The sequence below is a fragment of the Mesorhizobium sp. BHbdii genome, from assembly GCF_053848045.1.
This window is the reverse complement of sequence record NZ_JBSPKX010000001.1, coordinates 817,267-843,281: the sequence shown is the minus strand read 5'-3', so window position 1 is coordinate 843,281 and position 26,015 is coordinate 817,267. Positions and strand designations below refer to the sequence as shown.

The following is a 26,015-nucleotide window of genomic DNA, read 5'->3' as shown; positions in this document are numbered from 1 at the left end:
GAAGGGAGTGCCATCGCCTCACCCCGCCGACTTCTGCGCCAGTTGCAAATCGACGAACTGAATACCCTTGGTCGCCATGCGCGCCCATTCGGAATTGGCGTCGAGTTCGAGGTAGCGCGCCCAGTGGCGGCGCGCCTCGGCCAGGTTGCCGGCGTCGAACTCCAGCCTCGCAAGGTTGAACACCGCATCGGCATAATTGGCATCGAGCGCGATCGCCTTTTGCAGATGCCGTCGTGCCGAGGCCTCGCGGCCTTGCTCGGTCATCAGCCCGGCCAGATTGAACCAGGCCTCGACAAAGCCGGGGTCACACTTGATGGCGCGGGCATAGTCATGCGCAGCCTCATTCACGTGGCCGGAGGCGCGCAGGCAGTTGGCGCGGTTGAAGGCGGCGATGGCGTCGGTCGGGTCGATGGCCAAGCAGCGCTGGTAGAGTGCGGCCGCCTGCTCGTGGTCTTCAGCCTCTTCCGCGGCTTCAGCGTCGGCGAACAGTTCTTCCAGCGTGTCGTCATCCGGCGTCCCCAAGTCGAACAGCAGCTGGCCGTCGAGTTCGCTCTGGCCACCATCGAGATAGATCGCATCCGCGCGCCCGCGCTGTGAGCCGACATTCAGCGACTTGGCGGTGAGCGAAGCCACCGGGCCGGAGCGGTGCACCGAGCGCGCGATTGCGCCCCACGAGGCGCCGCCGGCGACCAGCCCGGCATATTTGCGGGCCAGGATCAGGTCGCGAAACGAATAGGGCTCGCAATCATGCTCGAAGGCATCGAAGAGACTGAGAAGGTCGAGGTCGGATGCGGCCAATCGCGACTGATCGAGAAGCGACTGCCGCGACAGGGCCGAGGCCTCCGGCGCCTTCATCAGCCCTAGCAGGCGCAAAAAACCGTTTTCGCTGATCAGCTTTCGGCCGGCCGCGCGCTCGGCCGCGACGCGGCGCTCGATCTCGGCATCCCCGGCCTTGGCGAGAAGTGTGCGGCCGAACACCACATGGCTAGTGCGACGTGTGACGCCGCGCCTTAACTGGCCGTGCTGGCGTTCAACCTCGCGCGCCGCCAGCCTTAGTGGAAACGCCGCCAGCGCGCCGATGGCGCCGAAGACGGTGCCGGCAAGCGCCGTCACGCCTTGCTCTTGCCGACGGCCTTCAGCAAATTGGCCTTGAGCGGATTTTCCTTGGGTGCGGCCTTGCCCTTGGCGGCAGGCTTTGCCGCCTCATCGGCCTTGCTCTTCGACTTGGCCGGCGGCTTGGCCGATTGCGACAGGCTGGCCTTCAGCGCATCCATCAGGTTGATCACGTTGCCGCGCTCGGGGGCGGCCGCGATGATCGGCTTGTGGCCCTTGAGCTTCTCGCGGATCATCGCCATCAGCGCGATCTCGTAGCGATCCTCATAGTTCTTCGGGTCGAAGGTGGTTTCCTTCTGCTTGATCAGCGCTTCGGCGAGCTGCAGCATTTCCGGGTCGGGCTTGCCGGCCGGGATGTTGCCGAAATATTCGGCCGTACCGCGCACTTCATTCGGGTTCCTCAAGGTGCAGACGAACATGCCGTTCTCGCGCGCGCCGATCGTCACGACGCGCTCGCGGCTGGACAGCACCAGCCGCGCGATCGCCAGCTTGCCCGACTTGCGCATCGCTTCGCGGAGCACGGCGAAGGTTTCCTCCGCCATTGCGCCATCGGGCGCCAGATAATAGGGCGCGTCCTGGTAGATGACGTCGACCGAATGCTCGTCGACGAAGGCTTCGATGTTCATCGTGTGGTTGGATTCGATGCGCACCGCCTCGAGGTCGGCATCGTCGATGATGATGTACTGCTTATCTTCGTATTCGTAGCCCTTGACCAGATCCGAGCGCTCGACCAGCCCGAGCTCGGGATCGACCGGCTTCATATTGATGCGGTTGTGGGTGTCCTTGTGCAGCTGATTGAAGCTGATCCGCTCGCTGGCACTCGTCGCCGGATACAGCCGGACCGGACAGCTGACGAGACTGAGCTTGAGGTAACCTTTCCAACTTGCCCTGGGCGCCATGAAACTCTCCTACGCGGCCGTGCACTGTCGAACTGTTCGCAGCGCTTCGTCCAAAGGACGAACGACGCTGCGCAAAACCTACTTCGCCCTCACAATACCGGCAAATCCCTAGCGAAATCTTCCATGTTGGCCCAAGGATCGCCGGAGGTGGCCAGAAGGCCCGGCAGCGAAGAATAATTCAAATCTTCCGGAGCGTCGATGGATTCCAGATCGGACCAGCTCACCGGCGTCGAGGCCGGCAGGTTGGTGCGGGCGCGCAGCGAATAAGGTGCCGCCGAGGTGTGGCCGCGCGCATTGCGGTGATAATCGATGAAGATGCGCCGTTTGCGGTTGTCCTTGCCCATGGTGGTGGTGAAGATGTCGGGCGCGGAGGCGGCCAATGCCGAGGAAATGGCGCTGGTCGCCTGGTGCAGTTTCTTCCAGTTCTGTTTTTGCGTTACCGGCACGGTGATGTGTATGCCCTTGCCGCCCGACGTTTTCGCGAACGGCATCAGCCCCATCGCCTCCAGCTCGGCGCGGATATGCACTGCCGCCTCGACCACCTCGCGCCAGCTAATCCCCTCGCCCGGGTCGAGGTCGAAAACGATCAGGTCCGGTCTGTCTAGCCGCGTGCGGTGGGTGCCCCAGGTGTGGAACTCGACGACGCCGAACTGCGCCAGCGCCAGATAGCCCTTGGCATCTTCCACCGACAGATAGGATTTAGTCTCGCCCTCGGAATTGGTCGTCTCGAAGGTCGCCACCGATGAAGGCATGCCGGTGAAGGCATGGCGCTGGAAGAAACAGTCCTGCGGCTTGCCGGTCGGGCAGCGCACCAGCGACACCGGGCGGCCGAGGATGTGTGGCAGCATGAAGTCGCCGACCAGCGCGTAGTAGACGGCGATGTCGAGCTTGGTCGGTCCGGTCTTGCCGAACAACCGCCGCGTCGGATTGGTCACCCAGATTGTGGCGAGATCGGCTTCCGCAATCAGCCGCTTGCGCTTGGCCGACACCGGCGTCGATAGGCCGACGTCGCGCAGTCCGCGGAACACCGCATGGCGCAGCGCATTATCGGTGGTCCGGTTGGCATAGTGGATATGGGCCGAAAGCAGTGGCCGCACCCAGTTCATCTCGCGCATGATCTCGCGCGGAACCCCTTCGGGTGCAGACGCGCCGGCGCGCAAGGGCTCCAGCCGAGCCAGCAGGTCGGCGGCGGTGGCGGCGTCGAAGCCGGTGCCGACCTTGCCGCGATAGTGCAGTTCGCCATCCTCGAATTCGCCGAGGCCGAGTGCGGCCAATCCCTCGGCTGCATCGGAGGTGGTATAGCCGGCGATGATGAAGTCGCCGTTCTTCAGCGCCTTGATCTTGGTCCAGGTCTTGGTGCGGCCGCTCTGGTAGATTGCCGTTGCGCGCTTGGAGACGACGCCTTCTAGTCCCATCTCGGAAGCCTGGGCGTAGAGCGCCTGGCCATCGCCTTCGACGTGATCGCTGAACTGGATGGCGGAGTTGGCGCCCAAGCCGGACAGCAATTGCGACAGCAGCGCCTTGCGCCGGCCGAGCGGCGCTTTTCTCAGGTCCCAGCCGTCGAGATGCAAGAGATCGAAGGCGTAGAAGTGGAGCTTGTTGCCGGCGCCTTCGGCCAGCGCGTCCTGCAAAAGAGCGAAGCGGCTGATGCCCTTGGCGTCGAGCACGACGATCTCGCCATCTATAACAGCCTCACGACATGGCAGTCTGGCGAAGGCATGCGGCAGGTCGCCATAGCGCCTGGTCCAGTCGAGACCGGCGCGTGTGATCAGCCGCACCTCGCCCTCAGCCAGATGCGCCATCGTGCGATAGCCGTCGAACTTGATTTCGTGCAGCCACTCCTCCCGGGTGTCCACTCCATCCGGCGGCTTTGCCACGGTCGTCGCCAGTTGCGGTTCGATGCGGGCGGGCACCGGCGCCTTGACCGCGCCCGGCAAAGCGCCGGGCTTCAGCACGACCGGTTTCGCAGGTTTGGGGACTGGCTTCGGCGCTTCGACCAGTTCCTCGATGCGCCGTCCCGATTTGACGCTTTCCGGCCGCTCGGCAAGGATGTCGAGCGCTGTATCGGCGGCGAGATCGCGCTCCTTGAACAGCAGCCAGTTTTTCTTCTCGTCGTCGCCGGGCTTGGCCTTTAGCCTGGTCAGCATCCAGCCGCCATTCAGCTTCTCGCCGGCGAGACGGAACTTGAAGGAACCGGTGCGCAGGCTCCTTTCGACATCGTCCATCGGCGCCCAGACGCCTGTGTCCCAGACGATCATCGGCCCGCCGCCATATTCGCCCTCGGGAATGACGCCTTCGAAGTCGATATATTCAAGCGGATGGTCCTCGGTCTCGACCGCCAACCGCTTGTCGGCGGGATTGAGCGACGGGCCGCGAGGCACCGCCCAGCTCTTCAGCACACCGCCGACCTGCAGACGTAAATCATAATGGTCTGATGTGGCATGGTGTTTGTGCACGACGAAGCGATTGCCTTCTCCGGCAACCAGCCCGCCGACGGGTTCCGGCGTCTTGCTGAATTCGCGCTTGGCGCGATATGCCTTGAGTTTCGGCGTCATTTCCGCATGCCAGGCCGGATGCGGCGGCTGCGCAAAAACAAGGACTTGACCCGCATCGCTTGAATCATTTTGTCAGCATGCGGCAGGCCGATGTCGTGCCTCGCACAGCTCAATCGTCGGTGGCCGGCGTCAATTCGAGCTCGGCCGGCGACAGACCCTGCTGGAGCTGGCTCAGCCGGAATTCGTCGACCCAATAGGCCTCGCCGTCGACGAGGACACGCGCCTTGTAGGCGCCGGCGGAAAAGCTCTGTGCGGTGATATAGACCTTGTGGCGGTCGAGCGCCTTGCGCACCGCGGCACGCTTGGAATTCTGGCTGGTGACGGAACTGGCCATGGACTCGCTCATACACACGCCGCCGCAGGAGAAGGCGGCTGGCATAAGGATGGCCGAGACCGGGTGTCGTGTCAATTTGGGGTTTTGATCGCCTCGCGTTCAGGCTCCTTCCCAGCAGCCGGCGCGTCAGCTTTCGAATGCGCGATCGTCGAAGTCCGGCACCTCGCGCTCAGCGCCGGTGCCGGTCGCCTGACGCTCACCGCGGCAATCGCCGTCCCGTGGTGTAATCCATCCGGCTTAATTGCCTCCCGCTTCCCCCGCGCCTAGCGTGTCTGCAATCGGACGGGTGGTGCAATGGCGTCTGGATCAACAAGCCGCAAATCCGAGCGCATGGGTTCGCTGGATCTGTTGCGGCTGGTCGCCGCTTTGGCTGTACTATTCTTCCACTATTTTTTCCACGGATCGTACCTGCCGCCACTGCTGGTGCATGGCTACCCCGAAGCCGGCTCCCTCGCCATCTACGGCTACATGGGCGTCAATCTGTTTTTTCTGATCAGCGGTTTCGTCATCGCCTGGTCGGCCGAAGGCCGGAACTGGACGGAATTCGCCGCGGCAAGATTCGCGCGGCTTTATCCTGGCTTCCTTGTCTGCATGACGGCCAGCTTCGTCGTGCAGACGTTGGCGGCCAATCCGACCCTTCCATATGACCCAAGCACGTGGGCCGCCAATCTCTTTATCGTCGCCCCGGCCTTCAACAGACCCTTCGTGGACGGTGTCTACTGGTCGATCGTACTTGAGATCGTCTTCTATGGCTGGGTCGCGATCGCTCTGTTCTTCGGCGTCTTCTCGCGATGGAAGCTGCAGCTCGTGGCGGCATGGCTGCTGATGTCCGTCCTCAACGAGTCGGTCGTCCACAGCACAGCCCTGCAGATGGTGTTCATCACGCAATACGCGCCGTATTTCGCCGGCGGCATCATCGCCCAGCACATTGTCGCCAAGGGTTCGTCCACCGAGGCGCTGCTGCTGCTCGCCGCGGCGTTCCTGCTGTCATGCAAGGAAGTGACCGCCGGCGCCGACTGGATGCAGGCTCATTTCGGATTTGCGCCGCCGCTTTCAAATCTGCTTGCCGCAAATGTCATCGTCTATGCCCTGTTCGGCGGAGCTCTCCTGTTGCGTCGCCGCATCGCACCGACGCCACTTGTGCTTGTGCTGGGCGGGCTCACCTATCCACTCTACCTTCTGCATCAGAAAATCGGCACGCTCTGGCTCAACGCGCTGTCGCCGACGGTCGGCCGGTGGGTCGCCCTCGCAATTGTGCTGACGGCATTGCTGTCGGCCTCGTTCGTGATTTCATTCTTTATCGAAAAGCCAGTACGCAAGCCTTTGATATCGTTGCTGCTGCCCCGGTTGAACATGATGGCAAGCAAACTCAGGCTGGATCGGCCGGCATAGATCGGGCGAGCCGCACCGATTCCTGCATTCGCTCCTGCGCTGCATCAACTTGCAGGCTGACGTCGATTGTCACGTTTCAGGCGCTTCCTTGAAATCGAAGGCGGCAGTGAGGTCGTCAGCCGACGTAGGTCCGCGCCGTACCATCCTGAGACAGCGTGGACGTGACCCGGAAGATTTGCAGGAACTGGCCTTCGAAGAGGGGGAGGAACGGGTCATCTTCCTCTGACGCTCACGCGATCGTGCGCCCGGCCCAGAGCCCGAGCGACTGTGGAAACTGAGCGGGAGCTCTATATGGTCCTGACGCAATAGTCCTGACGTACACGAACCCCGACACTATCCGGAGATCTCATCTATGACCTTGAGCACACGCAAGCTCGGCAGCCAGGGGCTGCAGGTATCGGTGATCGGCCTCGGCTGCATGGGCATGAGCCAGTCCTACGGCCCGGCCGACGAGGCGGAATCGATCGCCACCCTGCACCGCGCCATCGAACTCGGCTGCACCTTCCTCGATACGGCGGAAGTCTATGGCCCGCACACCAATGAGGAACTGCTCGGCCGCGCGCTGAAGGGCCGGCGCGACGAGGTGACGATCGCCACCAAATTCGGCTTCCGTATCGAAAACGGCAAGCAGATCGGCACCGACCGCGACAGCCGGCCGGAGCATATCCGCGAGGCGGTGGACGGTTCGCTGCGCCGGCTCGCAACCGACCATATCGACCTGCTCTATCAGCACCGCGTCGACCCAGCGGTGCCGATCGAGGATGTGGCGGGTGCTGTCGGCAAACTAATCACTGAAGGCAAGGTGCGCTTCTTCGGCCTGTCGGAAGCGGGTGCGGCCAACATCCGCCGCGCGCACGCCGTGCTTCCGGTATCAGCGGTGCAGAGCGAATATTCGCTGTGGGAACGAAACCTCGAACCGGAGATTATCCCGCTGCTGAGCGAACTCGGCATCGGCCTGGTGCCGTTCGCGCCGCTTGGCCGCGGCTTCCTCACCGGCGACGTCAAGCGCGCTGAGGATTATCCGGAAGGCGATTACCGCCGCGGCGACCCCCGCTACCAGGGCGCCAACTACGAAGCCAATGTGCAGGCGGCCGCGGTTGTCCGCGACATCGCGGCGGCCAAGGGCGTGAAGCCGGGCCAGATCGCGCTGGCCTGGCTGCTGCACAAGGGCGGCGATTTCGGGCTGGACATCGTGCCGATCCCCGGCACCAAGCGCAGAAAATACCTCGAGGAGAACGTCGCCGCTGCTTCCCTCCAGCTCGACACCGTCGCAATGCAGGCGCTCGACGACGCGCTGGCGCCGGGCAAGGTCTCGGGTGAGCGCTACAACGAACGCGTGATGGTCACGATCGATCGTTGATCTTCCCTTCTCCCCCTGTGGGAGAAGGTGGCCGAGCGAAGCTCGGTCGGATGAGGGGTGCTGGACGGATCGCCACATTGGAGACGTATCGCCTAAAATGCTTCGACATTTTCACGCCGCGTTCCCAACACCCCGGCTTGGCGCTGCGCGCTGATCGACCTTCCAGCACCCAGTTCTTGCGCAAACCTCCGGCCTTGGCTAGCATCCGCCCGCCGGCGCCGAGCGGAGGAGAACGTCGCGGTGGACCGGCTGGAGCGCCGTTGCGTCCCCTTGGGCGCTCAAAGGACACTCCATTTCTAGATCGACGCATGAACCTGCCGGAGACCCATTCCGGTTTTCGAGGTCGTGCGCGCATGTGGAGGAGACTAAATTGATGAACAGACGTGAGTTCCTGCTGTCGTCCGTGGCGATGGGCACATTGGCGCTGGCCGCGCCGCAACTGGCTTTCGCCCAGGACAAGCTGACTATCCTAGGGTCGGTGCCGAGCCTCGGCTTTCCGTTCTTCGTTCACATGCTGAACCAGATCAAGGCGGAGGCGCAGGCGCAAGGCGTCAACCTGACCGAGAGCGACGGCCAGAATTCGGCGCCCAAGCAGACCGCCGATATCGAGGCCGCACTTGTGCAGAAGGTCGACGCCATCGTCATCTCGCCGCTCGACGTCAACGCGCTGGCGCCGGCCATAGAGCAGGCGGTCCAGGCCGGCATTCCCGTCGTCACCATCGACCGCCGCGTCGACGGCGTCGAAGGCATCCTCGCCCACGTCGGCGCCGACAATGTTAAGGGCGGCGAGGCCGAAGCGCAGGCCATGGTGGCGGCGTTCCCGAACGGCGCCAAGATCTTCCATTTGCAGGGCCAGCCAGGTGCTGGGCCCGCGATCGACCGCAACAAAGGCGTGCACAATGTTCTCGATCCGCTGAAGGACAAGTTCCAGATCGTCTTCGAGCAGACCGCCAACTTCGCCCGCGCCGAGGCGCTGTCGGTCACCGAGGCCGGCCTTGCCGCCAACGGCAAGCCCGACGCGATCATCTGTGCCAATGACGACATGGCGCTTGGCGCGGTCGAAGCCTGCGCGGCGCGCAATTTCACCGACGTCAAGATCTACGGCTTCGATGCGCTTCCCGAAGCGCTGGTCGCCGTGCGCGACGGCAAGCTGGCCGGCACCGTCGAACAGTTCCCCGGCGAGCAGTCGCGCACCGCGGTGCAGATCGCCGTCGCCTATGCCAGGGACAAGACCGAGCCCAAGGAAAAGCTCGTCCTGCTGACGCCGATCGTCATCGGCAAGGACAATCTTGACAAGGCTGAAAGGCTGGGTGAGACGAAGTAGGGAGACGCCGAGGGCGCGCATAGCGGCAAAGGTAGCGTTCTGCCGCGCCCCCCTCTGCCCTGCCGGGCATCTCCCCCACTTGGGGGGAGATTGGCAGCTTCGACCCCGGCTCTCCCTCTGCAACCTTGGTGATTGGCGAAACCAGTGATGAAGGCGCAATCTCCCCCTTGTGGGGGAGATGCCAAGTGGTGGCAAAGAGGGCAGGACAGAAGGGGGCGCTGTCCCGCCAACTTGTGTAACAATCGGAACGATCGATCTCATCTTTCAGGGAGGATTTTTTGTCTCCAGCCGAAGCCGCAGCGCCGTCGCCATCGCCCGCCCTCCTCGCCGTCGAGGGCGTGACCAAGCGCTTTGCCGGCGTCACCGCGCTCAGCGACGTCTCGCTCGAGGTTCGGCCCGGCGAAATCCTCGGCCTGCTCGGCGAGAACGGCGCCGGCAAGTCGACGCTGCTCAAGATCCTGTCCGGCGTGATGCCGCCTTCCAGCGGCCGCATCGTCTTCGACGGCGTCGAATTCAATCCGCACAATCCGCAGGATGCCAAGCGCCTCGGCATCGTCACCATCTACCAGGAACTGAGCCTGATCCCGACGCTCACCGTGGCGGAGAACATCTTCATCGGCCGCGCGCCGCTCGGGCCGCTCGGCCTGGTCAGCTGGCGGAAGATGGAGGAGGACTCCCGCGCAATCATCGCCCGCGTCGGCCTGAATATCGATCCGGCGACACCGGTGTCGGCACTGTCGGTGGCCGAGCAGCAGCTGGTCGAGATCGCCCGCGCGCTGTCGCTGAAGAGCCGCCTCATCATCATGGACGAGCCGACCTCGGCACTGACCGAAACCGAAGTGCAGAAGCTGATGTCGATCATGGGCCGGCTGCGCAAGGACGGCGTCGCCATCATGTTCGTCACCCACCGGCTGGAAGAGGCCTCTGCCATCTGCGACCGCATGACGGTGCTGCGCGACGGCAGGCTGGCCGGCCATCTCGACCGCGACGGCGGGCCGATCAAACTGCCGAAAATCATCGAGAAGATGGTCGGCCGCGCTGCATCCGAGCTTTACGCCAGACCGACGCTGCGCGACGTCGCCGGCGACGTCAGGCTCTCCGTGCGCGGCCTGCGCACAGTGCGCGATCCGCAGGCTCCGCACGCCATCGTGCTCGAAGGCGTCGACCTCGATCTCAAGGCAGGCGAGATTCTCGGGGTCGCCGGCCTCGTCGGCTCCGGCCGCACTGAGCTCGCCCGTGCCATCTTCGGCGCCGACCGCATCGCCGCCGGCACCATCACGCTCGACGGCAAGCCGATCGCACCTGAAACACCCGCCGACGCCATCGCGCTCGGCATTGGCCTGGTGCCGGAAGACCGCAAGCATCAGGCGATCTTCGCCACCCTCGGCATCCTGACCAATTTTTCTATCGCCGCGCTCGGCCGCTACTCCAACACGGCCGGCTTCATGGCCGAGAGGCGCGAACGCGAGGCGCTGGCAAGCTACAGAAAGACGCTGTCGATCCGCATGGCCTCGCCCGAGCAGCCCATAGAGGGGCTGTCCGGCGGTAATCAGCAGAAGGTCATCCTCGCCCGCTGGCTGGCGCGCGACCCCAAGGTGCTGATCGTGGACGAGCCAACGCGAGGCGTCGATGTCGGCGCCAAGGCCGAGGTGCACCAGATCCTGGTGCACCTCGCCGCGCGCGGCATCGCCATCATGATGATTTCGTCCGAATTGCCCGAGGTGCTTGCCGTGTCGGACAGGATCGTCACCATGCGGCGCGGACGCATCACCGGCGAGATGCCCGGCATCGAGGCGACAGAGGAAAAACTGATGGAACTGATGGCGCTCGACCAAACGCAGGAAGCGACGCAATGACCAGCACGACCGAACCGAGCCAGCGCGGCGGCATCAATGTCGCGCGGCTGCTGATGAGCTTTGGCCCGCTGATGTTCCTGGCGCTGCTGATCGTCGTTTTTACCGTCCTGAAGCCGAGCTTCATCGACCCCATCAACATCTTCAACATCATGCGGCAGATCTCGATCACGGGCCTGATCGCGCTCGGCATGACCTTCGTCATCCTCACCGCCGGCATCGACCTGTCGGTCGGTTCGCTGCTGGCCTTTTGCGGCATGGTCGCGGCGGTGGTGGCCAAGGGCGGCACCGCCAACACGCTGTCGCTGTCGACGTCCGGCACACAAGGCTATGGCTGGTTCGCAGCCCTTCTGGCTGCCGTCGTCGTCGGCGCCATGGCCGGCGGCGTCCAGGGCTTTGCCATCACCAGGCTGAAGGTGCCACCTTTCGTCGTCACGCTCGGCGGTCTCACCGTCTTTCGCGGCCTGACGCTGACGATCTCCAATGGCGGCCCGATCTCCGGCTTCGATGCCTCGATGCGCTGGTTCGGCACCGGCCTGATCGGCCCGGTTCCTGTGCCGGCGATCATCTTCGCGGCAGCGGCGATCCTCTGCCACATCGTCTTGCGCTACACGCGCTACGGCCGCGCCGTCTACGCCGTCGGCGGCAATGCCGAAGCGGCACGGCTGTCCGGCCTGCGCGTCGACCGCATTTTGATCTCGGTCTATGTCATCGTCGGCTTCTTCGCCGGCCTTGCCGCCTTCGTGCTGTCGGCAAGGCTCAATTCCTCGGAAGCCGTCGCCGGCATCGGCTACGAGCTGACGGTGATCTCGGCGGTCGTCATCGGCGGCACCTCGCTATTCGGCGGCGTTGGCTCGGTCGGCGGCACGGTGGTGGGTGCAGCACTGATCGGCGTGCTGCAGAACGGGCTGCAGTTCAACAACGTCTCGTCCTACACGCAAAGCATCGTCATCGGCCTGATCCTGATCCTCGCCGTGGCCTTCGACCGCTGGCTGAAATCGCGGGTAAGGCGGTGAGGATTGAGGATCCGGCGCAAAGCGATCTTACCTTCCCCCTGTTGTGGGAGAAGGAAAGGGCGCGTTCACGCTGGTGCGTTCACACGCTGCGAACGCGTCCAATCGGTGACTGTTCCGCCCGCAACCGTAGAGCTGGTCTGCGGCGCGAGAAGATCGTTGCGGCGGGCGAACGCCACGAAGGTTGCCCGCGCCGTCTCGGCGTCGATCTCTCCCTCCATCGCGGCACGGCAGGCTTTGGCGGCGATGTCATGCGCGGCCGTCCGGCTCGCCGACGGCCAGTCGGACAGCAGCGCATAGGCCTCAGCCGCGCTTTCTATCTTGGTCGGGCTACCGAGGCCGGTGAGGATGGTGACCGGCTTTGCAAAAGAAGAACGATCCATGACACTCTCCTTTGGAAGCTCAACTGGCTCCTTTCCGGACTCAACTGTCCGGCCGCTGCGATCCTCAAGAACGGCCTGCGCGATGACAGCGCCGATCTGCGAATGCAACGCGGCCGGCTGCGGCGGCATGCTCGGCCGTGGCAGCAGCCGGTGCACCTTGGCGAGCGCCTCCAGCCAGGCCATTACGACAAGGGGCGGATGTTCACGCCCGTAGAGCCAGGCCTTTGCCTTAGCGACCGGATAGCCCGCCTCTTCGGCGAAATCGGTTTCCGACCACCTCAGCAGGCGCAGGCACTCACGCATCCGCGCCGCAATCATTTGCGCTCCTCCTTGTCGGCTCCCAATCGCTGAGCCGACAGGAACATCAGCGTGTAGGCTGCCTTGCGGCGATCCCAGCCGGCCGACTCGACTGCGTCCAGCAATCCGTCGACAAGCGGCGCCAGCACCGTTTTGCACTCCGTTTCATAGTTGAAATCGGTCTTGGAAAGAGTCGGCGCCGCGATCTTTCCAAAACTGTTCATCATGTCCATGACAACACCTGCTTATGATCCGGGCAAGGCCGTGCCCGACTTCGCGTCGGCGGACACGGCCATTTGTCCTTAGAAGCCTGGCGTCAGAAGTCCATGCCGCCGCCGCCGGGCATCGCCGGAGCGGCCGCTTCCTTCTTCGGCTTCTCGGCCACCATCGCCTCGGTGGTCACCAGCAGGCCGGCAACAGAGGCAGCACCCTGCAGCGCGGTGCGCACGACCTTGGCCGGATCGATGACGCCTTGTCCGTAGAGGTCGCCGAACTCGTTGGTCTGCGCGTTCCAGCCATAGCCGAAGTCGGTCGTCTCGCGCAGCTTGCCGACGATGATCGAACCCTCCGCACCGGCGTTCTCGGCGATCTGGCGCACCGGCGCTTCGATGGCGCGACGCACGATCTCGACACCGATCGTCTGATCGGGATTGTCGACGACGACGCCGTCGAGCGCCTTCGCCGCCCTGAGCAGCGCCACGCCGCCGCCGGGCAGGATACCCTCCTCGACCGCAGCGCGGGTGGCGTGCATGGCGTCGTCGACTCGATCCTTGCGCTCCTTGACCTCGATCTCGGTCGAGCCGCCGACGCGGATGACGGCGACACCGCCGGCGAGCTTCGCCAGCCGCTCCTGCAGCTTCTCGCGGTCGTAGTCGGAGGTGGTTTCCTCGATTTGCGTCTTGATCTGGCTGATGCGCGCCTGGATTTCATCCTTGCGGCCGGCACCGTCGACGATGGTGGTATTCTCCTTCTCGATCAGCACCTTCTTGGCGCGGCCGAGCATCTCCAGCGTGACGTTCTCAAGCTTGATGCCAAGGTCTTCCGAGATCGCCGTGCCGCCGGTCAGGATGGCAATGTCTTCCAGCATGGCCTTGCGGCGATCACCGAAGCCTGGCGCCTTGACGGCTGCAACCTTCAGGCCACCGCGCAGCTTGTTGACGACCAGCGTCGCCAGCGCCTCGCCTTCGACGTCCTCGGCGATGATCAGCAGCGGCTTGCCGGATTGCACGGCGGCTTCGAGCACGGGAAGCATGGCCTGCAGGTTGGACAGCTTCTTCTCGTGGATCAGCACATAGGGTTCTTCGAGTTCGACGCGCATCTTGTCCTGGTTGGTAATGAAATAAGGCGAGAGATAGCCACGGTCGAACTGCATGCCTTCGACCACTTCCAACTCGGTCTCAGCGGTCTTGGCTTCCTCGACAGTGATGACGCCCTCGTTGCCGACCTTTTCCATCGCTTCGGCGAGGAATCGGCCGATCTCGGCATCGCCATTTGCCGAGATCGCGCCGACCTGGGCAATCTCGTCGTTCCTGGTCACCTTGCGGGCATTGGATTTCAGGTCGGCGACGATGGCGTCGACCGCCTTGTCGATGCCGCGCTTCAGGTCCATCGGGTTCATGCCGGCGGCAACCGCCTTGGCCCCTTCCCTGACGATGGCTTGAGCAAGAATCGTCGCGGTCGTGGTGCCATCGCCGGCGGTGTCGCTGGTCTTCGACGCGACCTCGCGCACCATCTGCGCGCCCATGTTCTCGAACTTGTCCTCAAGCTCGATTTCCTTGGCGACGGTAACGCCGTCCTTGGTAATTCGCGGGGCGCCGAATGACTTGTCGAGGACGACATTGCGGCCCTTGGGACCGAGCGTCACCTTCACCGCGTCGGCGAGGATGTTGACACCGCGCAACATCTTCTCGCGGGCTTCGGTATGGAATTTCACATCCTTGGCAGCCATTGGATAACTCCTTCAAATAGGCAGCTTTTCGTTGACTGATTGCTTGTCCAGGCCCCGCTCAGGCGGCCTTCTGCATCTTGCCGTTGGCTTCGATTACGCCCAACACGTCGCTTTCTTTCATGATGAGCAGGTCCTCGCCATTGAGCTTGATCTCAGTGCCCGACCATTTGCCGAACAGGATGCGGTCGCCGACCTTGACGTCGAGCGGCTGCAACTGCCCGCTATCGTCGCGCGCGCCGGGACCGGCGGCGATGACCTCGCCTTCCTGCGGCTTCTCCTTGGCAGTGTCGGGAATGATGATGCCGCCCGCGGTCTTCTCGTCGACCTCGATGCGGCGGACCAGGATACGGTCATGCAATGGACGGAACGCCATGTCGTTCTCCTCGTAGGACAAACAGATTTTCTTGGACCTCCCTTCGCAGCCGACCGGTACACCGGCCGATGCGACGGTGCGCGACTCCTGTTCAGGCAGCGCGCATATCGAGTTAGTCTGCCGATCCAGGCATTCAAGAGGATGCCGAAAAAATTTTAGCACTCGCCGCGGTCGAGTGCCAACGCACTGTAATAATAACGCTATTCCAGGACTTGAAACGACGGACGCAGCTTGAAATCGCGGCGCAACCTTCCGATTTCGTCGTCGATCCCGGCACCGCCTGCCGGCGGCCGGAACCGATGAGGAAGCGGAGGCGTTTTTCCATGCGGAGGATGGACGCCTGAACGTTCGAAAAGGAGATGGCATGGTCAGCAATCAATTCCAGGTCAGCAACGCGTTCCGGCTCCAGATACAGGGTTTTGGCCTGACGACGGCCGAGATCCATTATCGTCTTCCCGATTATCGGAACCTGCTGCAGCTCTTCATCTGGCAGGAATACGACATCGCCCCGGATTTCCCGACGCTGAAGCATTTCCTCGAACATTGGGAGCGTGAGATCGAAGGCCCGCTGCATTCCGTGCGCGTCGCCCATCATCGTCTGATCCAGCCCTCTGAATGGCGGGCGGTGGGTGGCGTCATTACGCTCCAGTGACACAGGCAGAGGCGGCGCTTTTCATGAAGGTGCCGCCTCTGCCGCATAGCGCGTCCGCGCCGACGCTCAGGTGGATTCGTTCAGGTGGATTGATGCTCAGGTGGATTTACGTCCCGTGACAAGCAGTCCGGCCGTGCGAGCCGCCTTGACGAACGCCGTGCGAGCCTCGCGGGCGGTGCGCCAGCCGTCGAGCGCGTCGCGGCAGGCGCGATAGGCTGCGCGCCAGCTCCGGCCGCGTGCCCGGACCGGCCACTGCTGCATGCATTCGATGGCTTCCCAGCTGCTGGCGACCTTGCGCTCTCCGACGGATTGGAGCTTCAGCGTGATCGGCTCGGAAAATGGGACGTCGTTCATCACTTCCTCCTTCTTTCTGTTTTCTGTTTTTTTGAGCAAGTAACATCCTCGAATAAGCAGGAGGGCGGCCCGATCGGCGCCGGCAAACGAGATGGTTCGTCTGCCTGCGCGCTTCAAGACCTCCTGCCAGACCTGTCTCCCGCGCAAACGCAACGACCGTCTACATGTCGTCGTCCGGCGGCTCGAGAAGCCCGATCAGCGTCGCCACCCTAGCCGACGGCAGGGGGCGGCCCTCGTTCACCAGCGCCTCATCGGCGCCGACCCAGGCAAAGGCCTCGCGCAACTCTTCGATCGTCGCGCCGGTCGAGACGATGTCGGCGATGACGGCGTCGTCCACCGGGCCCAGCACCGAAATGACGTCGTCGCGTGTCATGGTCATGGTATCCTCCATGCGGTGTGCCGGCGCGACCCTCAAATGAAGGTTGAAACCGCCATTACCAGCCACACTGTGGCAACAAAAATCTGGCAGCGGGACAGAATCTGGGTCTTGATTTCGGGCTGGCAATAACCAAATCGAAATTGCCGGTTGCCGAATGGGACCGGCAGAACCCAGGGAGCGCCAGCTCTTTGGCGTCCCTCGTACTATGTTGCTCAATGGAGGATGTAGCTATGAGAACCGCATTCGACTTTTCCCCGCTTTATCGGTCGAGCATCGGTTTCGACCGCGTCTTCAACCTACTGGAAAACGCGCCTCAGGCAGTCGACAGCTGGCCGCCTTATGACATCGAGCGAAGCGACGAGAACACCTATCGCGTGAAAATCGCCGTCGCCGGCTTCTCCGAAGACGATCTCGACATCAGCCACGAGCGCAACCTTCTGATCGTCTCGGGCGAGCGCAAGGAACTGGGCACAGTGGAATATCTGCATCGCGGCCTTCCGGTGCGGCCGTTCACACGGCGCTTTGAGCTTGCCGATCACATGACGGTCACCGGCGCATCGCTCAACAACGGCCTACTGACGATCGACCTTGTGCGCGAAGTGCCCGAGGAGATGAAGCCGCGTCGCATTGCAATCGCCAAACAAGGCGGTGCGCCGAAGGCCGGGCAGGTCGAGAAGCCGAAGCAGGCCGCCTGAGCGAAGGCGATCTCTGACTTCGCCTTTGGCACAACCAGTCGAGAAAGGAGAACATCAATGGCTATTCGTGATCTCATTCCGTGGGGCCGGGAGAACAGTCCGGTTCCCAGCTTCTATCGTGACGATGACCGGGACCCGTTCATGGCGTTGCATCGCGAGATGAACCGCATGATCGATGACGCGTTCCGCGGTTTCGAAACGCGCATGCCGTCGCTCAGCGGATTTTCGTCGGCGCGCGCCAGCTGGCCGAGTGTTGAAATCTCAGACAGCGAGAAGGAGATCCGCGTGACCGCCGAAATCCCCGGCATGGACGAGAAGGACGTCGAGGTGCTGCTCGACGACGGCGTGCTGACGCTGCGCGGCGAGAAGCGCTCCGAGACCGAGGACAAGGACAGGCACTTCTCCGAGCGGTTCTACGGCCGCTTTGAGCGCCGCATCCCGCTCGGCTACGAGGTCGAGGAGGACAAGGTGAATGCCGCCTTCCACAACGGCGTGCTCAGCGTGACGCTGCCCAAGACCCAGCGCGCGCAGACGAAGGCCAAGCGCATCGCCATCAGTGGCAGCAAAGTCAGTTCTGGCGGAAGCAAGCACTGACGACATCGGCAGCCGGACGCGCACGCGCCCGGCTGCGCTCAGTCGGTGGATACGCCACCGACTACCGCGTTTGCAATCCAGCCGTCCGCCGATGGTCGGATACCTTGGGAGGACAAGCCCTGCCAGCATCAACTTCCGGCAGCGGGCTTGACCTTGACGTTCTTCAGCGCGGTTTAACAGATAGTCCTGCATCGTCGCCTGAAGGTTTGTCGTGGCGGTGCGTACTGCCCCCATCGCGTCCTTCACCGCCGCTTCGTCGAAGCGCGAAGCCTGCCGCGCCGCCGCGCCCGCGCCATGCGCAGCTCGCGCAATGCCGCCAAGGTGCGCGGACGATTTGCGAGGCGGATGCTGCGAAATTCCTTCCCCACCTCGGGCGAAAACCGTGTTGCTGTCGGGCCGGTGAAACTGCGGGCCGAGCGGCCACGGAAACGACCCAGACGCAGAAAGCCCCCTACGCGCCCCGGCGAAAAATTCACACCGGCAGCCGGTTTCGGTGTCTTATCTAGTCAAGCAAACTCACGATTTGCAGGATTAGGACCAACAGCACAAAGCCAAGGACACACGCGAAGACCGCGACCAAAAAGACGGTGCGTTGCTGTCTGCCCACGGCTTTCTCCTGAAAGCGCACCCATCCACCAATACGAACGTTTGTCTCAAAAGTTTGCTTGAGGCCCGGCGGAGAGGGAGCAAACATGACTCAGGCAAAAGAATCTCCTGACAAGGTGTTCGTTTACGAGGGCGGTTACATCATTCATCCGGACGATGCATGGATATTAGAAAGTTCTAATAATTACTCCCGAGCGGCGGAACCTCCGGGTTCCTGCTGCGGATCGGGCTGCAACCCGATCGGGCCCGCGCTCTCGCCAGAGGCGCGGGCTTCATTTGTTCAGCCGATGCGCCAGGCGGCGCGGAGGCCGCATATTGAATATCTACGGGAGCATTAGTAGCAGAAGTCGCTACCGTGGCGTTCCTGGCATCCAGGCAACGGAGCCCGTCATCCGAAAGGGTGGCGGGCTTTCGTTTCGATTGTCGAACTGCTGAGCACGTCTACAGAACAGCGCCTAACTCCATCACCACGAAAGCGGTGACACCCAGCACGACGAGTGCATAGGCCGCATAGAGAACAAGCAGCAAAACTTCAAGATCGCGGAAAGAGGTTGTGGTAGCCCTGATCTGTTGAGGCTCTGTTTTCTCGATAAGGTCGGCTTGGGGTGGCTCTGCTGTCGCGACGACATAGACAATCCGGTCGTGCTCGGCTGCCTGCAATATCCGTTCCGCGATATCGAGAGCGATCACTGGATCATCGGTCAGCTGATCTCCAGCCATTCGGTATTCAGTAACGGTCTGGACCTCGCGTTTTCCCATGCACGATAATAGCGTCATTTAAATTAGGTTCCACTAAAGTGCAGCCGTTTGCGGCCGGTCCGGTCGTCGTGTGACCAGGCGTGAACAATCCTGGGCCGCAATACCCTGCCCCGCGTCCTCCAATTAAACGGCGCGGGCCTTTCTATCGCCTATCACGGGCGCCATTGCTGGCAAGTCGCGATGCTAAAGCCGCATATAGACCCCGAACCGGGAGCCATTCCGCGCGTGGGCAACGCATCTGGCACGTGCCGCTGGATGACGACGAACGGCTTTCGATACATTCTTGCTGGTGGTGCACCGAACTAACCTTGTTGCCGTAAGTGGCTCGCCAGTCCGATGCTAACAAAGCATCATACCCAATGAGCCCCGCCCGACTATGCCGAGCTGCCATCCTGAGGGCGTCGTTGCGCCGCCGGCCCTCGCCAGCAGTGCTGGTCGCCCTATAGCTGAGATGGGCGCGCCCCCTTCTCAGCGCCCCCTTCTCAGCGCCCCCTTCTCAGGGCCTTGTCTCAGATCGCCTCGCGCTTCCGTTTCCGGCGTGGCGACCAGCAAGGCTGCGGCGGCGTTGGCGGCGGCGATGGCGGCCTCGACCTGATGCCCGCGGGCAAGGCCTGCCGCGAACGCGCCGACGAACTCGTCGCCGGCGCCATGGGTGCTGACGACCTTCACCGGGATCGCCGCCAGCGCGAACGCCTGGCCGTCGCGGTCGCAATAGGCAACGCCCTCCCCACCGGCCGTGACGATCGCGGCCGGGTAGAAATCGACCAGCCTACGTGCCGCCTCGGCAGCGCCCTCGAGCGTGTCGACGACCGGAATGCCGGCCAGAAATTCCGCCTCGATGGCGTTGACGATAACGATATCGGTGAGTGCGATCAGTTCGCCGGTCAGCTTTCGCGCGGGCGCGGCGTTGAGCACGATCCTACCGCCGTGTCTCCTCACCGCCCGCGCTGCGGCAATGTTGGCGGCTTCAGGCACCTCGTTCTGCAGCAGCAGCACCGCCGTGTGCGCAGCCATCTCGGTCGCGGCGGCGATGTCCTTCTCGCCCAAGGTGAGATTGCTGCCTGAGACGATCACGGCGCCATAGTCGCCGCCGTCGTCGAAGATCGCCACGCTCATGCCGGAGCCGGCGCCGGGCGCGACCCGCACGAAGCGGCTGTCGACGCCTTTGCGTTGGAGATTGCCGAGAAGCACGCGGCCGAAATCGTCATCGCCAACGGCGCCGATCATTGCCGAGCGCACGCCGGCCCGCGCGGCCGACACCGCCTGATTGCCGCCCTTGCCGCCACATTTCGGCTGCCAGGCATGGCCGGTCACAGTTTCGCCTTTGCGCGGGCGGTCGGGGGCTTCGACCATGATGTCGTAATGCAGGCTGCCGAACACGGTGACCAGCGGCGGGGAAGCCGTCATGTGCCCCTGTCCCGGCGTTTCGACGTCACCGCCGACATGGTACGGCCGAGATTGCGCTCCGCCGCCTGGTAATCGCGCTGCGCCACCGCGACGAACAGCGCGTCGAGAATGTTGAGTTGGGCAATGCGTGCCGCCGCGTTCTCGCCCATCAATGGCGAGCCCTGCGCGGTCGAGCACAGCACGATGTCGGCGACGGCGGCCAGCGGCGAGTTGTCGTAGTTAGTGATCGCCAGCGTCCGCGCCCCGCTCTTCCGGGCGAGGTGGATGGCGTCGATGACGGCGCTGGTGTTGCCGGAATGCGAGAAACCGACGGCGATGTCGTCGGCGCCAAGCAGCGATGCCGACATCAGCATCATGTGCGAATCGTCGTAGACTGATGCGCGGATGCCGATGCGCAGGAATTTGTGCGAGACGTCGCGCGCGATCTGCGCCGAGCCGCCGACGCCATAGAAATCACGGTTCTTGGCGCGGTAGAGAAGATCGGCGGCGCGGTCGAAATCGTCCATGTCCAGGATGGCCAGCGTTTCCTCCAACGCCTGGATGGAGGTGCGGAATACCTTTTGTACGATCTCGGCCGAACTGTCGTCGACCGACAGCTCCTGGTGCATTTCGGCGGTCGGCAGGCGGCTGTACTCATAGACCGCGGTGCGGAAGTCGCGATAGCCGGAAAAACCCAGCTTCTTGGCGATCTTGACGACCATCGCCTCCGACACGCCGGCCTCCTCGGCGATCTGCTTGAGCGGAATGCTCTCGTCGAAGCCGCGCCGCCCGAACACGGTTTCCACCACCTTGGCCTCGAGCGGCGTCAGATGCGGCATCATCATGCGAATCCGCGGCCCTACTGCTTTCAGATCCAGACTGGTCAAGGTCATCCACGTCCCCTCGTCACGCGATCGATGAGCATCGCGGCGAGGATTATAAGGCCAGTTGCCAGGAGCTGATAGAAGGACTGGACATTCATCAGCGTCAGGCCGTTGCGCATGGAGCCGAGGATGACGGCGCCCAGAATGGTGCCAACCACGCTTCCCTTGCCGCCCATCAGCGAGGCGCCGCCGATGGCCGCCGCGGCAATCGCATCGAGCTCCCAGAGATTGCCGAGAATGGGCTCAGCAGCACCCAGCCGGCCAATCAGGATCTGCGCGGCAAGGGCCGCCAGCAGGCCCGAGATCATGTAGGCGGCGATCTTGGTGCGGGCAATCGGCACGCCGGCTATGTAGGCGGCCTCCTCGTTGCCGCCGACGGCGAGCAGATATTCGCCGAACGGCGTCTTCTTGAGGATGATCCAGGCGATCAGCGCGACCACGGCAACAATGATGACCGCCAATGGCAATCCGAACAAAGATCCGTTGAAGATGGCGCGGAAGCCGGCAGGCAGGCCGAGCACCGGGTTGCCGCCGGTATAGATCAGCGCCAGAGCCCGGTAGGTGCTGAGCGTTCCCAGCGTGACGATGAAAGGTTGCAGCCCGACATAGGCGACCAGCACGCCGTTGAGCAGCCCGCAGACGAGGCCGATGGCGAAGCCGGCGGCGATGGCCAGCGGAAACGGCACGCCGGCAACCAGCATAGACGCCGAGATGACGGCCGAAAGAGCCGCCGTCGGTCCGACCGACAAATCGATGCCGCCCGAGATAATCACCAGCGTCATGCCCAACGCCAGGCAGGCGTTAATGCTCGACTGCTGCAGGATGTTGATCAGATTGCGCTCAGCAAAGAAGCCCGGGACCAGCGCACCGAAGACGGCGAGGATCACCACCAGGCCGATCAGCGTGCCGGCGTCGCGCATGGAAAACCGGTGCAGGAAATCCGCCCGTGGCCGGGCTGCTGTATGTTCCGTTACATCAGTCATCCGCTGGTCCTGTCTGTTACGCCGACGTGGCGCGCCGTGCCGGCCCTCACTTCCGATTGGGGTATGGCATGCGCCGCGACTGCCTGTTCGCTGAGATCAGCCCGGCCGAATTCGGCGGCAACCGTGCCGTCGCGCATGACCAGCACGCGGTCGGCGAGCCGGATCACCTCGGGAAGCTCGGACGACACGACGACGACCGAATGGCCTTCGGCGGCGAGCTCCTCGATCAAATGATAGATCTCCGCCTTGGCGCCGACATCGATGCCGCGCGTCGGCTCATCGAACAAAAGGATGCGCGTTCCCGCCGCCAGCCAGCGCCCGATGATCGCCTTCTGCTGGTTGCCGCCGCTGAACAGCCGGATCGGCCGGTCGAGCAGGAATGGCCTGAGATTGACCCGCTTCATCTTCTCAGCCGCGATCCGCTTCAGCCTGGTGTGATCGATGATGCCGCGCGGTGCGAACACGCCCATCGACGCCAGCGCCATATTGCTGGAGATCGACCGCAACGGCACGATGCCTTCGCGCTTGCGCTCCTCCGGCACCAGGCCGATACCGGCGGCGATGGCGTCGCGCGGATTGGAAAGTTTGATCGCCTTGCCGTCGATCTCGACCGTGCCTGATGAGGCGCGGTCGGCGCCGGCCAGCAGCCGCAGCAGTTCGGTGCGGCCCGAGCCGACCAGGCCGGCAATGCCCAGCACCTCGCCGCGATGCAGGTCGAACGAGACGTCATGGACCTTGGTTGCCGAGGCGAGGCAACGCACGCTCAGCCTGACCTCGCTGGATGCGTGCGAGCGGTGCTGTTCCTGGGCAAGCTCGCGGCCGACCATCATCGAAACGACGGCCTTTTCCGACACCTGCGCGAGATTGACCGAATCGACCACGACGCCGTCGCGCATGATGGTGGCGCGTTGGCAGATGCCGAACACCTCGTCCAGCTTGTGCGAGACATAGACGACCGCGACACCGTCGCGGGCCAGGCCGGCAATGACTTCGGCCAGTCGCTCGAACTCGCTCGGCGTCAGGCTCGATGTTGGCTCGTCCATCGCCACAATGCGCGCACGATCGAGCAGCGCCCGGGCGATCTCGACGATCTGCCGCTGCGCGACTTTCAGGCTGCCGAGCGGAGCTGCCGGATCGATCGTCGGGTCTATGGCGGCAAGGGCTTCCGCGGCGCGGCGTTCCTGCTCGCGCCGTGCGACGAAGATGCCGCCGCGCGTCAGCGGATGGCCGAGGAACATGTTCTGGGCGACGCTGAGGTGCGGCACCTGCTGCAATTCCTGATGGATCATGGCGACGCCCGCTGCGCGCGCCGCGACCGGGTTGTTCAGCGCTACCGGTCTGCCGTCGATCAGCACGCTTCCGGCTGTCGGCCTGTAGACCCCCGACAGGATGCGCAGCAGCGTCGATTTGCCGGCGCCGTTCTCACCGAGCAGGCCATGGATTTCGCCGCCGCCGACCGAAAAAGACACATCGCCAAGCGCCCGCACGGCCGGAAACATCTTGGAAATGCCCTCGAATTGCAGCCGGGGGATCACGGACATTGGTTCTATTCTCCAGGCAAAGGGCGCCAGCCGAAGGGCCGGCACCCGTAGTCCTGCCCCTTAATTGCCCGCTGCCGCGTCCTCGAGCAGCGCCTTGCGCACGGCGTCGCCGGCGCCGGAATAACGGTCGGCATTGTCCCTGGTGATCAGCGCCTGCGGCGTGGCGACGACACGCGGCAGCTTCTGCCCGGCCACCAGTCGCAGCGCCGATTCCAGCGCCACCTCGCCGGTCAGCACCGGGAAGCTATCGACGGTGCCGGTCAGCTCCCCGGCGCGGATCGAGGCATAGGCGTCGGAGATGCCGTCGGTGCCGAAGACGGCGACCTTGTCCTGCAGCCCGGCGGCCTTGACCGCCTCAACGATGCCCAGCGCCATGCCGTCGTTGTTGGCATAGAAGCCGATCAGGTCGGGGTGCTGTTGCAGGATGTTGGTGGCCGCGTCGTAGGAGGTCTGGCGATCCCAGTTGCCGGGGACGCTGGCGACGACCTCGAACTTGCCGGCCTCGGTGATCGTGGTCTTGAAGCCGTGGGTGCGCTGGACGGCGGCATAGACGCCGGCCTGGCCTTCGACGATGGCGACCTTGCCGCCATCCGGCCGGTTCTTGATGAACCATCTGGCGACGCGCACGCCATTGTCGCGCTGGACATTGCCGACATAGTGCTCGGCCTGCGGGATGACCGCGTCATTGACGTTGACCACCGGCACGTTGGCGGCCTTGGCCTGTTCCATGATCGGCTGCAGGTTGGAGTCGGTCTGCGGCGAGACGAGCAGCACGCTGTAGCCTTGCGTGACCAGGCCTTCGGCGATTGTGAGTTGGCCGAGCTGGTCGCCCTCGCTCTGCGCCGCCTGGTAGACGACGGGAACAGCGACGCGGTCGCCGAACGACTTGTAGCCCTCACCCAGCGAGCGCCAGTATTCGTTGGTCAGCGTCTTGGAAACGGCGCCGGCCCTGGTGCCGTCGGGCAGCTTGGGGAACGGACCGAACTTGGCCTCAAGCTGCGACCAGTCGATCCGATCCTTCTCGGTGTCGGAATTGAGCGGCGCAAGGTCCGCGGAAAAAGCCGAGCCGATGGACAGCGCCATCAGGGCAGCGGCAGCGGTGGCAAGCAGAAATTTCATGGTCTTCCTCCCTTGTTGAAAATGGTGATGGCCGGCTCAGCTGTCCGGTCCGAGCATGGCTTCCTGGATGATGGCCTGCGACGCGACTGCGTCCTGACGGTCGATGGCGGTGGACAGGTGGTTGTCCTTTTCCAGCCGATCGACGACGCGCAGCATGCGCTTGACGGTCGCGATGTTGACTTCGCATTCGTGGACCGGATCGAGCCCGGTTATGTCGGGAAACGTGTCGAAGTAGATGGCGCCGGCGTAGCCGTCGCGGCGGATCTGCCTGAGCAGCTCGATCGTCTGCAGCGTATGCACCGCGCCGACCATCAGGCCGTCGTCGCGCTTGGCGTAGCCGTCATTGAGATGGACGCCGAGCAGCTTGCTGTGGCGCGCGACGAGTGCTGCGGCAAAGGCCGGCTGCTCGTCGGCATAGAGCACATGGGCGAAATCAAGCGTCACGCCGAGATTGGGCAGGGCGATCTCGCGGATGGCCAGCAATGTCGTCGCCGCGTCGGGCATCAGGCTGTAGGAGCGCGGCTCGTTGGGCTTGTATTCCAGGCTGATCTGGCAATCGGGGTCGTGCGCTGCAACTTCACGAATCCCATCAATCTCGTGTTGCCAGAGCGTGGCGTAATCGGCCTGGAAGGCATAATCGAAGCCGTCCTGCCCGAGCCACAGCGTCATCAGATTGGTGCCGGCCTCACGAGCGGTATCGATGCCAGCCTTGGTCAGGTCGATGGCTTCGCGGCGAACCGCGGGATCAGGATTGGTGAAGGCGCCGAGCTTGAAGGCCGGATTGGAGTAGTAGCGCATGGCAAAACCATTGACGGAAAGGCCGATGTCGCCGAGCTTTCGCGCCATTTCCGCAGGTTTTTCATCGACATGATCGGGAAAGTTGAGGTCGAGGTCGGTCAGCCCCGCAACCTTCGCCGCACGCGCCGCCATCTGCAGCATGGACGGCTTGCCGATAAGATCCGGCCATTCGGCCTGTGGGCGCGAGGCAAAGGAATTGAGGCGTGTGGCGAAACGATTGGCTGTCATGGATGATCCTTTTGGACATAACTTCACATATGCACGAGTATTTGTAAAGTAGCGTTTGAGAGATGCCCACCAAAACGGCGGGAGCTGTTTCGATCCGGCATGATGGCGGCCGCAGAGCGTGCACCAGGAAGAGAGCGAACTGCCAATAAACTGGTTTCAACCCGCGTCCACGCAGCTTCAAGCGGAGTTGTTA

25 protein-coding genes are annotated in these 26,015 nt (G+C 63.5%); 8 read left to right on the top strand and 17 right to left on the bottom strand.

Features of this window, described 5'->3' with window-relative positions:
• Positions 1-18: 18 nt before the first annotated feature.
• The 4 genes from ACWTU8_RS04065 to ACWTU8_RS04050 all read right to left on the bottom strand — a co-directional run bounded on the left by ACWTU8_RS04065 (position 19) and on the right by ACWTU8_RS04050 (position 4,901).
• Positions 19-1,113: a tetratricopeptide repeat protein gene (locus ACWTU8_RS04065; protein ID WP_455847132.1), complete on the bottom strand. Its 1,095-nt coding sequence runs from the start codon at positions 1,111-1,113 to the stop codon at positions 19-21.
• Entirely contained in the window at positions 1,110-2,012 is a 903-nt protein-coding gene (gene ku / locus ACWTU8_RS04060; RefSeq protein ID WP_455839531.1) for a non-homologous end joining protein Ku, read from the bottom strand. Before ku ends, ACWTU8_RS04065 begins: the two co-directional genes overlap by 4 nt.
• 89 nt (positions 2,013-2,101) lie before the next feature.
• Positions 2,102-4,567: a DNA ligase D gene (gene ligD, locus ACWTU8_RS04055; protein ID WP_455847131.1), complete on the bottom strand. Its 2,466-nt coding sequence runs from the start codon at positions 4,565-4,567 to the stop codon at positions 2,102-2,104.
• A gap of 109 nt (positions 4,568-4,676) precedes the next feature.
• Positions 4,677-4,901, bottom strand: coding sequence for a hypothetical protein (locus ACWTU8_RS04050; protein WP_029351283.1), 225 nt, complete (start codon positions 4,899-4,901; stop codon positions 4,677-4,679).
• A 294-nt stretch (positions 4,902-5,195) separates the two neighbouring features.
• Here ACWTU8_RS04050 and ACWTU8_RS04045 point away from each other — a divergent pair, with 294 nt between their 5' ends.
• The 5 genes from ACWTU8_RS04045 to ACWTU8_RS04025 all read left to right on the top strand — a co-directional run bounded on the left by ACWTU8_RS04045 (position 5,196) and on the right by ACWTU8_RS04025 (position 11,846).
• The gene (locus ACWTU8_RS04045) at positions 5,196-6,293 is read left to right on the top strand and encodes an acyltransferase family protein (protein WP_455847130.1); all 1,098 of its coding nucleotides are present in this window, start codon (positions 5,196-5,198) and stop codon (positions 6,291-6,293) included.
• 352 nt (positions 6,294-6,645) lie between these two features.
• A complete protein-coding gene (locus tag ACWTU8_RS04040) occupies positions 6,646-7,653 on the top strand; it encodes an aldo/keto reductase (protein ID WP_455839533.1) in 1,008 nt (335 codons plus the stop codon).
• Between the two features lie 373 nt (positions 7,654-8,026).
• Complete coding sequence (locus ACWTU8_RS04035) at positions 8,027-8,977, top strand: substrate-binding domain-containing protein (protein ID WP_029351280.1); 951 nt, start codon at positions 8,027-8,029, stop codon at positions 8,975-8,977.
• 278 nt (positions 8,978-9,255) lie between these two features.
• Positions 9,256-10,833, top strand: a complete 1,578-nt coding sequence (locus ACWTU8_RS04030) for a sugar ABC transporter ATP-binding protein (protein ID WP_455847129.1) — start codon at positions 9,256-9,258, stop codon at positions 10,831-10,833.
• The gene (locus ACWTU8_RS04025) at positions 10,830-11,846 is read left to right on the top strand and encodes an ABC transporter permease (RefSeq protein ID WP_455847128.1); all 1,017 of its coding nucleotides are present in this window, start codon (positions 10,830-10,832) and stop codon (positions 11,844-11,846) included. The genes ACWTU8_RS04030 and ACWTU8_RS04025 overlap by 4 nt, the downstream gene beginning before the upstream one ends.
• Before the next feature lie 65 nt (positions 11,847-11,911).
• Here ACWTU8_RS04025 and ACWTU8_RS04020 read toward each other — a convergent pair whose 3' ends face one another.
• From ACWTU8_RS04020 to ACWTU8_RS04005, 4 genes are all read right to left on the bottom strand, one after another.
• A complete protein-coding gene (locus ACWTU8_RS04020) occupies positions 11,912-12,544 on the bottom strand; it encodes a DUF982 domain-containing protein (RefSeq protein WP_455847127.1) in 633 nt (210 codons plus the stop codon).
• Positions 12,541-12,756 (bottom strand): hypothetical protein, encoded by a 216-nt coding sequence (locus tag ACWTU8_RS04015; RefSeq protein ID WP_127208511.1) that lies wholly within the window; start codon positions 12,754-12,756, stop codon positions 12,541-12,543. Before ACWTU8_RS04015 ends, ACWTU8_RS04020 begins: the two co-directional genes overlap by 4 nt.
• A gap of 83 nt (positions 12,757-12,839) precedes the next feature.
• Positions 12,840-14,471: a chaperonin GroEL gene (gene groL, locus ACWTU8_RS04010; RefSeq protein WP_455847126.1), complete on the bottom strand. Its 1,632-nt coding sequence runs from the start codon at positions 14,469-14,471 to the stop codon at positions 12,840-12,842.
• Between the two features lie 58 nt (positions 14,472-14,529).
• Complete coding sequence (locus ACWTU8_RS04005) at positions 14,530-14,844, bottom strand: co-chaperone GroES (protein WP_455847125.1); 315 nt, start codon at positions 14,842-14,844, stop codon at positions 14,530-14,532.
• Positions 14,845-15,208: 364 nt separating this feature from the next.
• On the opposite strand from ACWTU8_RS04005, the gene ACWTU8_RS04000 reads away from it, so the two are divergent.
• Positions 15,209-15,496, top strand: a complete 288-nt coding sequence (locus ACWTU8_RS04000; RefSeq protein WP_455847124.1) for an usg protein — start codon at positions 15,209-15,211, stop codon at positions 15,494-15,496.
• Between the two features lie 96 nt (positions 15,497-15,592).
• Here ACWTU8_RS04000 and ACWTU8_RS03995 read toward each other — a convergent pair whose 3' ends face one another.
• Together ACWTU8_RS03995 and ACWTU8_RS03990 are read right to left on the bottom strand one after the other, a co-directional pair.
• A complete protein-coding gene (locus ACWTU8_RS03995) occupies positions 15,593-15,967 on the bottom strand; it encodes a DUF982 domain-containing protein (protein ID WP_455847123.1) in 375 nt (124 codons plus the stop codon).
• Positions 15,968-16,010: 43 nt separating this feature from the next.
• The gene (locus tag ACWTU8_RS03990; protein ID WP_029351265.1) at positions 16,011-16,229 is read right to left on the bottom strand and encodes a hypothetical protein; all 219 of its coding nucleotides are present in this window, start codon (positions 16,227-16,229) and stop codon (positions 16,011-16,013) included.
• A 230-nt stretch (positions 16,230-16,459) separates the two neighbouring features.
• Between ACWTU8_RS03990 and ACWTU8_RS03985 the strand changes: the two genes are divergently transcribed.
• Positions 16,460-16,924 carry an Hsp20 family protein gene (locus ACWTU8_RS03985; protein WP_455847122.1) on the top strand — a complete coding sequence of 155 codons (465 nt, stop codon included), beginning with the start codon at positions 16,460-16,462 and terminating at the stop codon, positions 16,922-16,924.
• A 57-nt stretch (positions 16,925-16,981) separates the two neighbouring features.
• Positions 16,982-17,518: an Hsp20/alpha crystallin family protein gene (locus ACWTU8_RS03980; RefSeq protein ID WP_127208507.1), complete on the top strand. Its 537-nt coding sequence runs from the start codon at positions 16,982-16,984 to the stop codon at positions 17,516-17,518.
• A 1,047-nt stretch (positions 17,519-18,565) separates the two neighbouring features.
• On the opposite strand, the gene ACWTU8_RS03975 is transcribed toward ACWTU8_RS03980, so the two are convergent.
• The 7 genes from ACWTU8_RS03975 to ACWTU8_RS03945 form a co-directional block, all read right to left on the bottom strand.
• On the bottom strand, positions 18,566-18,901 hold the full coding sequence (locus ACWTU8_RS03975) for a hypothetical protein (RefSeq protein WP_455847121.1): 336 nt from the start codon (positions 18,899-18,901) through the stop codon (positions 18,566-18,568).
• Positions 18,902-19,351: 450 nt separating this feature from the next.
• Complete coding sequence (locus tag ACWTU8_RS03970) at positions 19,352-20,290, bottom strand: ribokinase (RefSeq protein ID WP_455847120.1); 939 nt, start codon at positions 20,288-20,290, stop codon at positions 19,352-19,354.
• Entirely contained in the window at positions 20,287-21,162 is an 876-nt protein-coding gene (locus ACWTU8_RS03965; protein WP_287088196.1) for a MurR/RpiR family transcriptional regulator, read from the bottom strand. The genes ACWTU8_RS03970 and ACWTU8_RS03965 overlap by 4 nt, the downstream gene beginning before the upstream one ends.
• Positions 21,159-22,136 (bottom strand): ABC transporter permease, encoded by a 978-nt coding sequence (locus ACWTU8_RS03960; RefSeq protein WP_455847119.1) that lies wholly within the window; start codon positions 22,134-22,136, stop codon positions 21,159-21,161. Before ACWTU8_RS03960 ends, ACWTU8_RS03965 begins: the two co-directional genes overlap by 4 nt.
• Positions 22,133-23,677, bottom strand: a complete 1,545-nt coding sequence (locus ACWTU8_RS03955; RefSeq protein WP_455847118.1) for a sugar ABC transporter ATP-binding protein — start codon at positions 23,675-23,677, stop codon at positions 22,133-22,135. The genes ACWTU8_RS03960 and ACWTU8_RS03955 overlap by 4 nt, the downstream gene beginning before the upstream one ends.
• 60 nt (positions 23,678-23,737) lie before the next feature.
• On the bottom strand, positions 23,738-24,796 hold the full coding sequence (locus ACWTU8_RS03950) for a sugar ABC transporter substrate-binding protein (protein WP_455847117.1): 1,059 nt from the start codon (positions 24,794-24,796) through the stop codon (positions 23,738-23,740).
• Between the two features lie 36 nt (positions 24,797-24,832).
• On the bottom strand, positions 24,833-25,822 hold the full coding sequence (locus ACWTU8_RS03945; protein WP_455847116.1) for a TIM barrel protein: 990 nt from the start codon (positions 25,820-25,822) through the stop codon (positions 24,833-24,835).
• Positions 25,823-26,015: the final 193 nt, after the last annotated feature.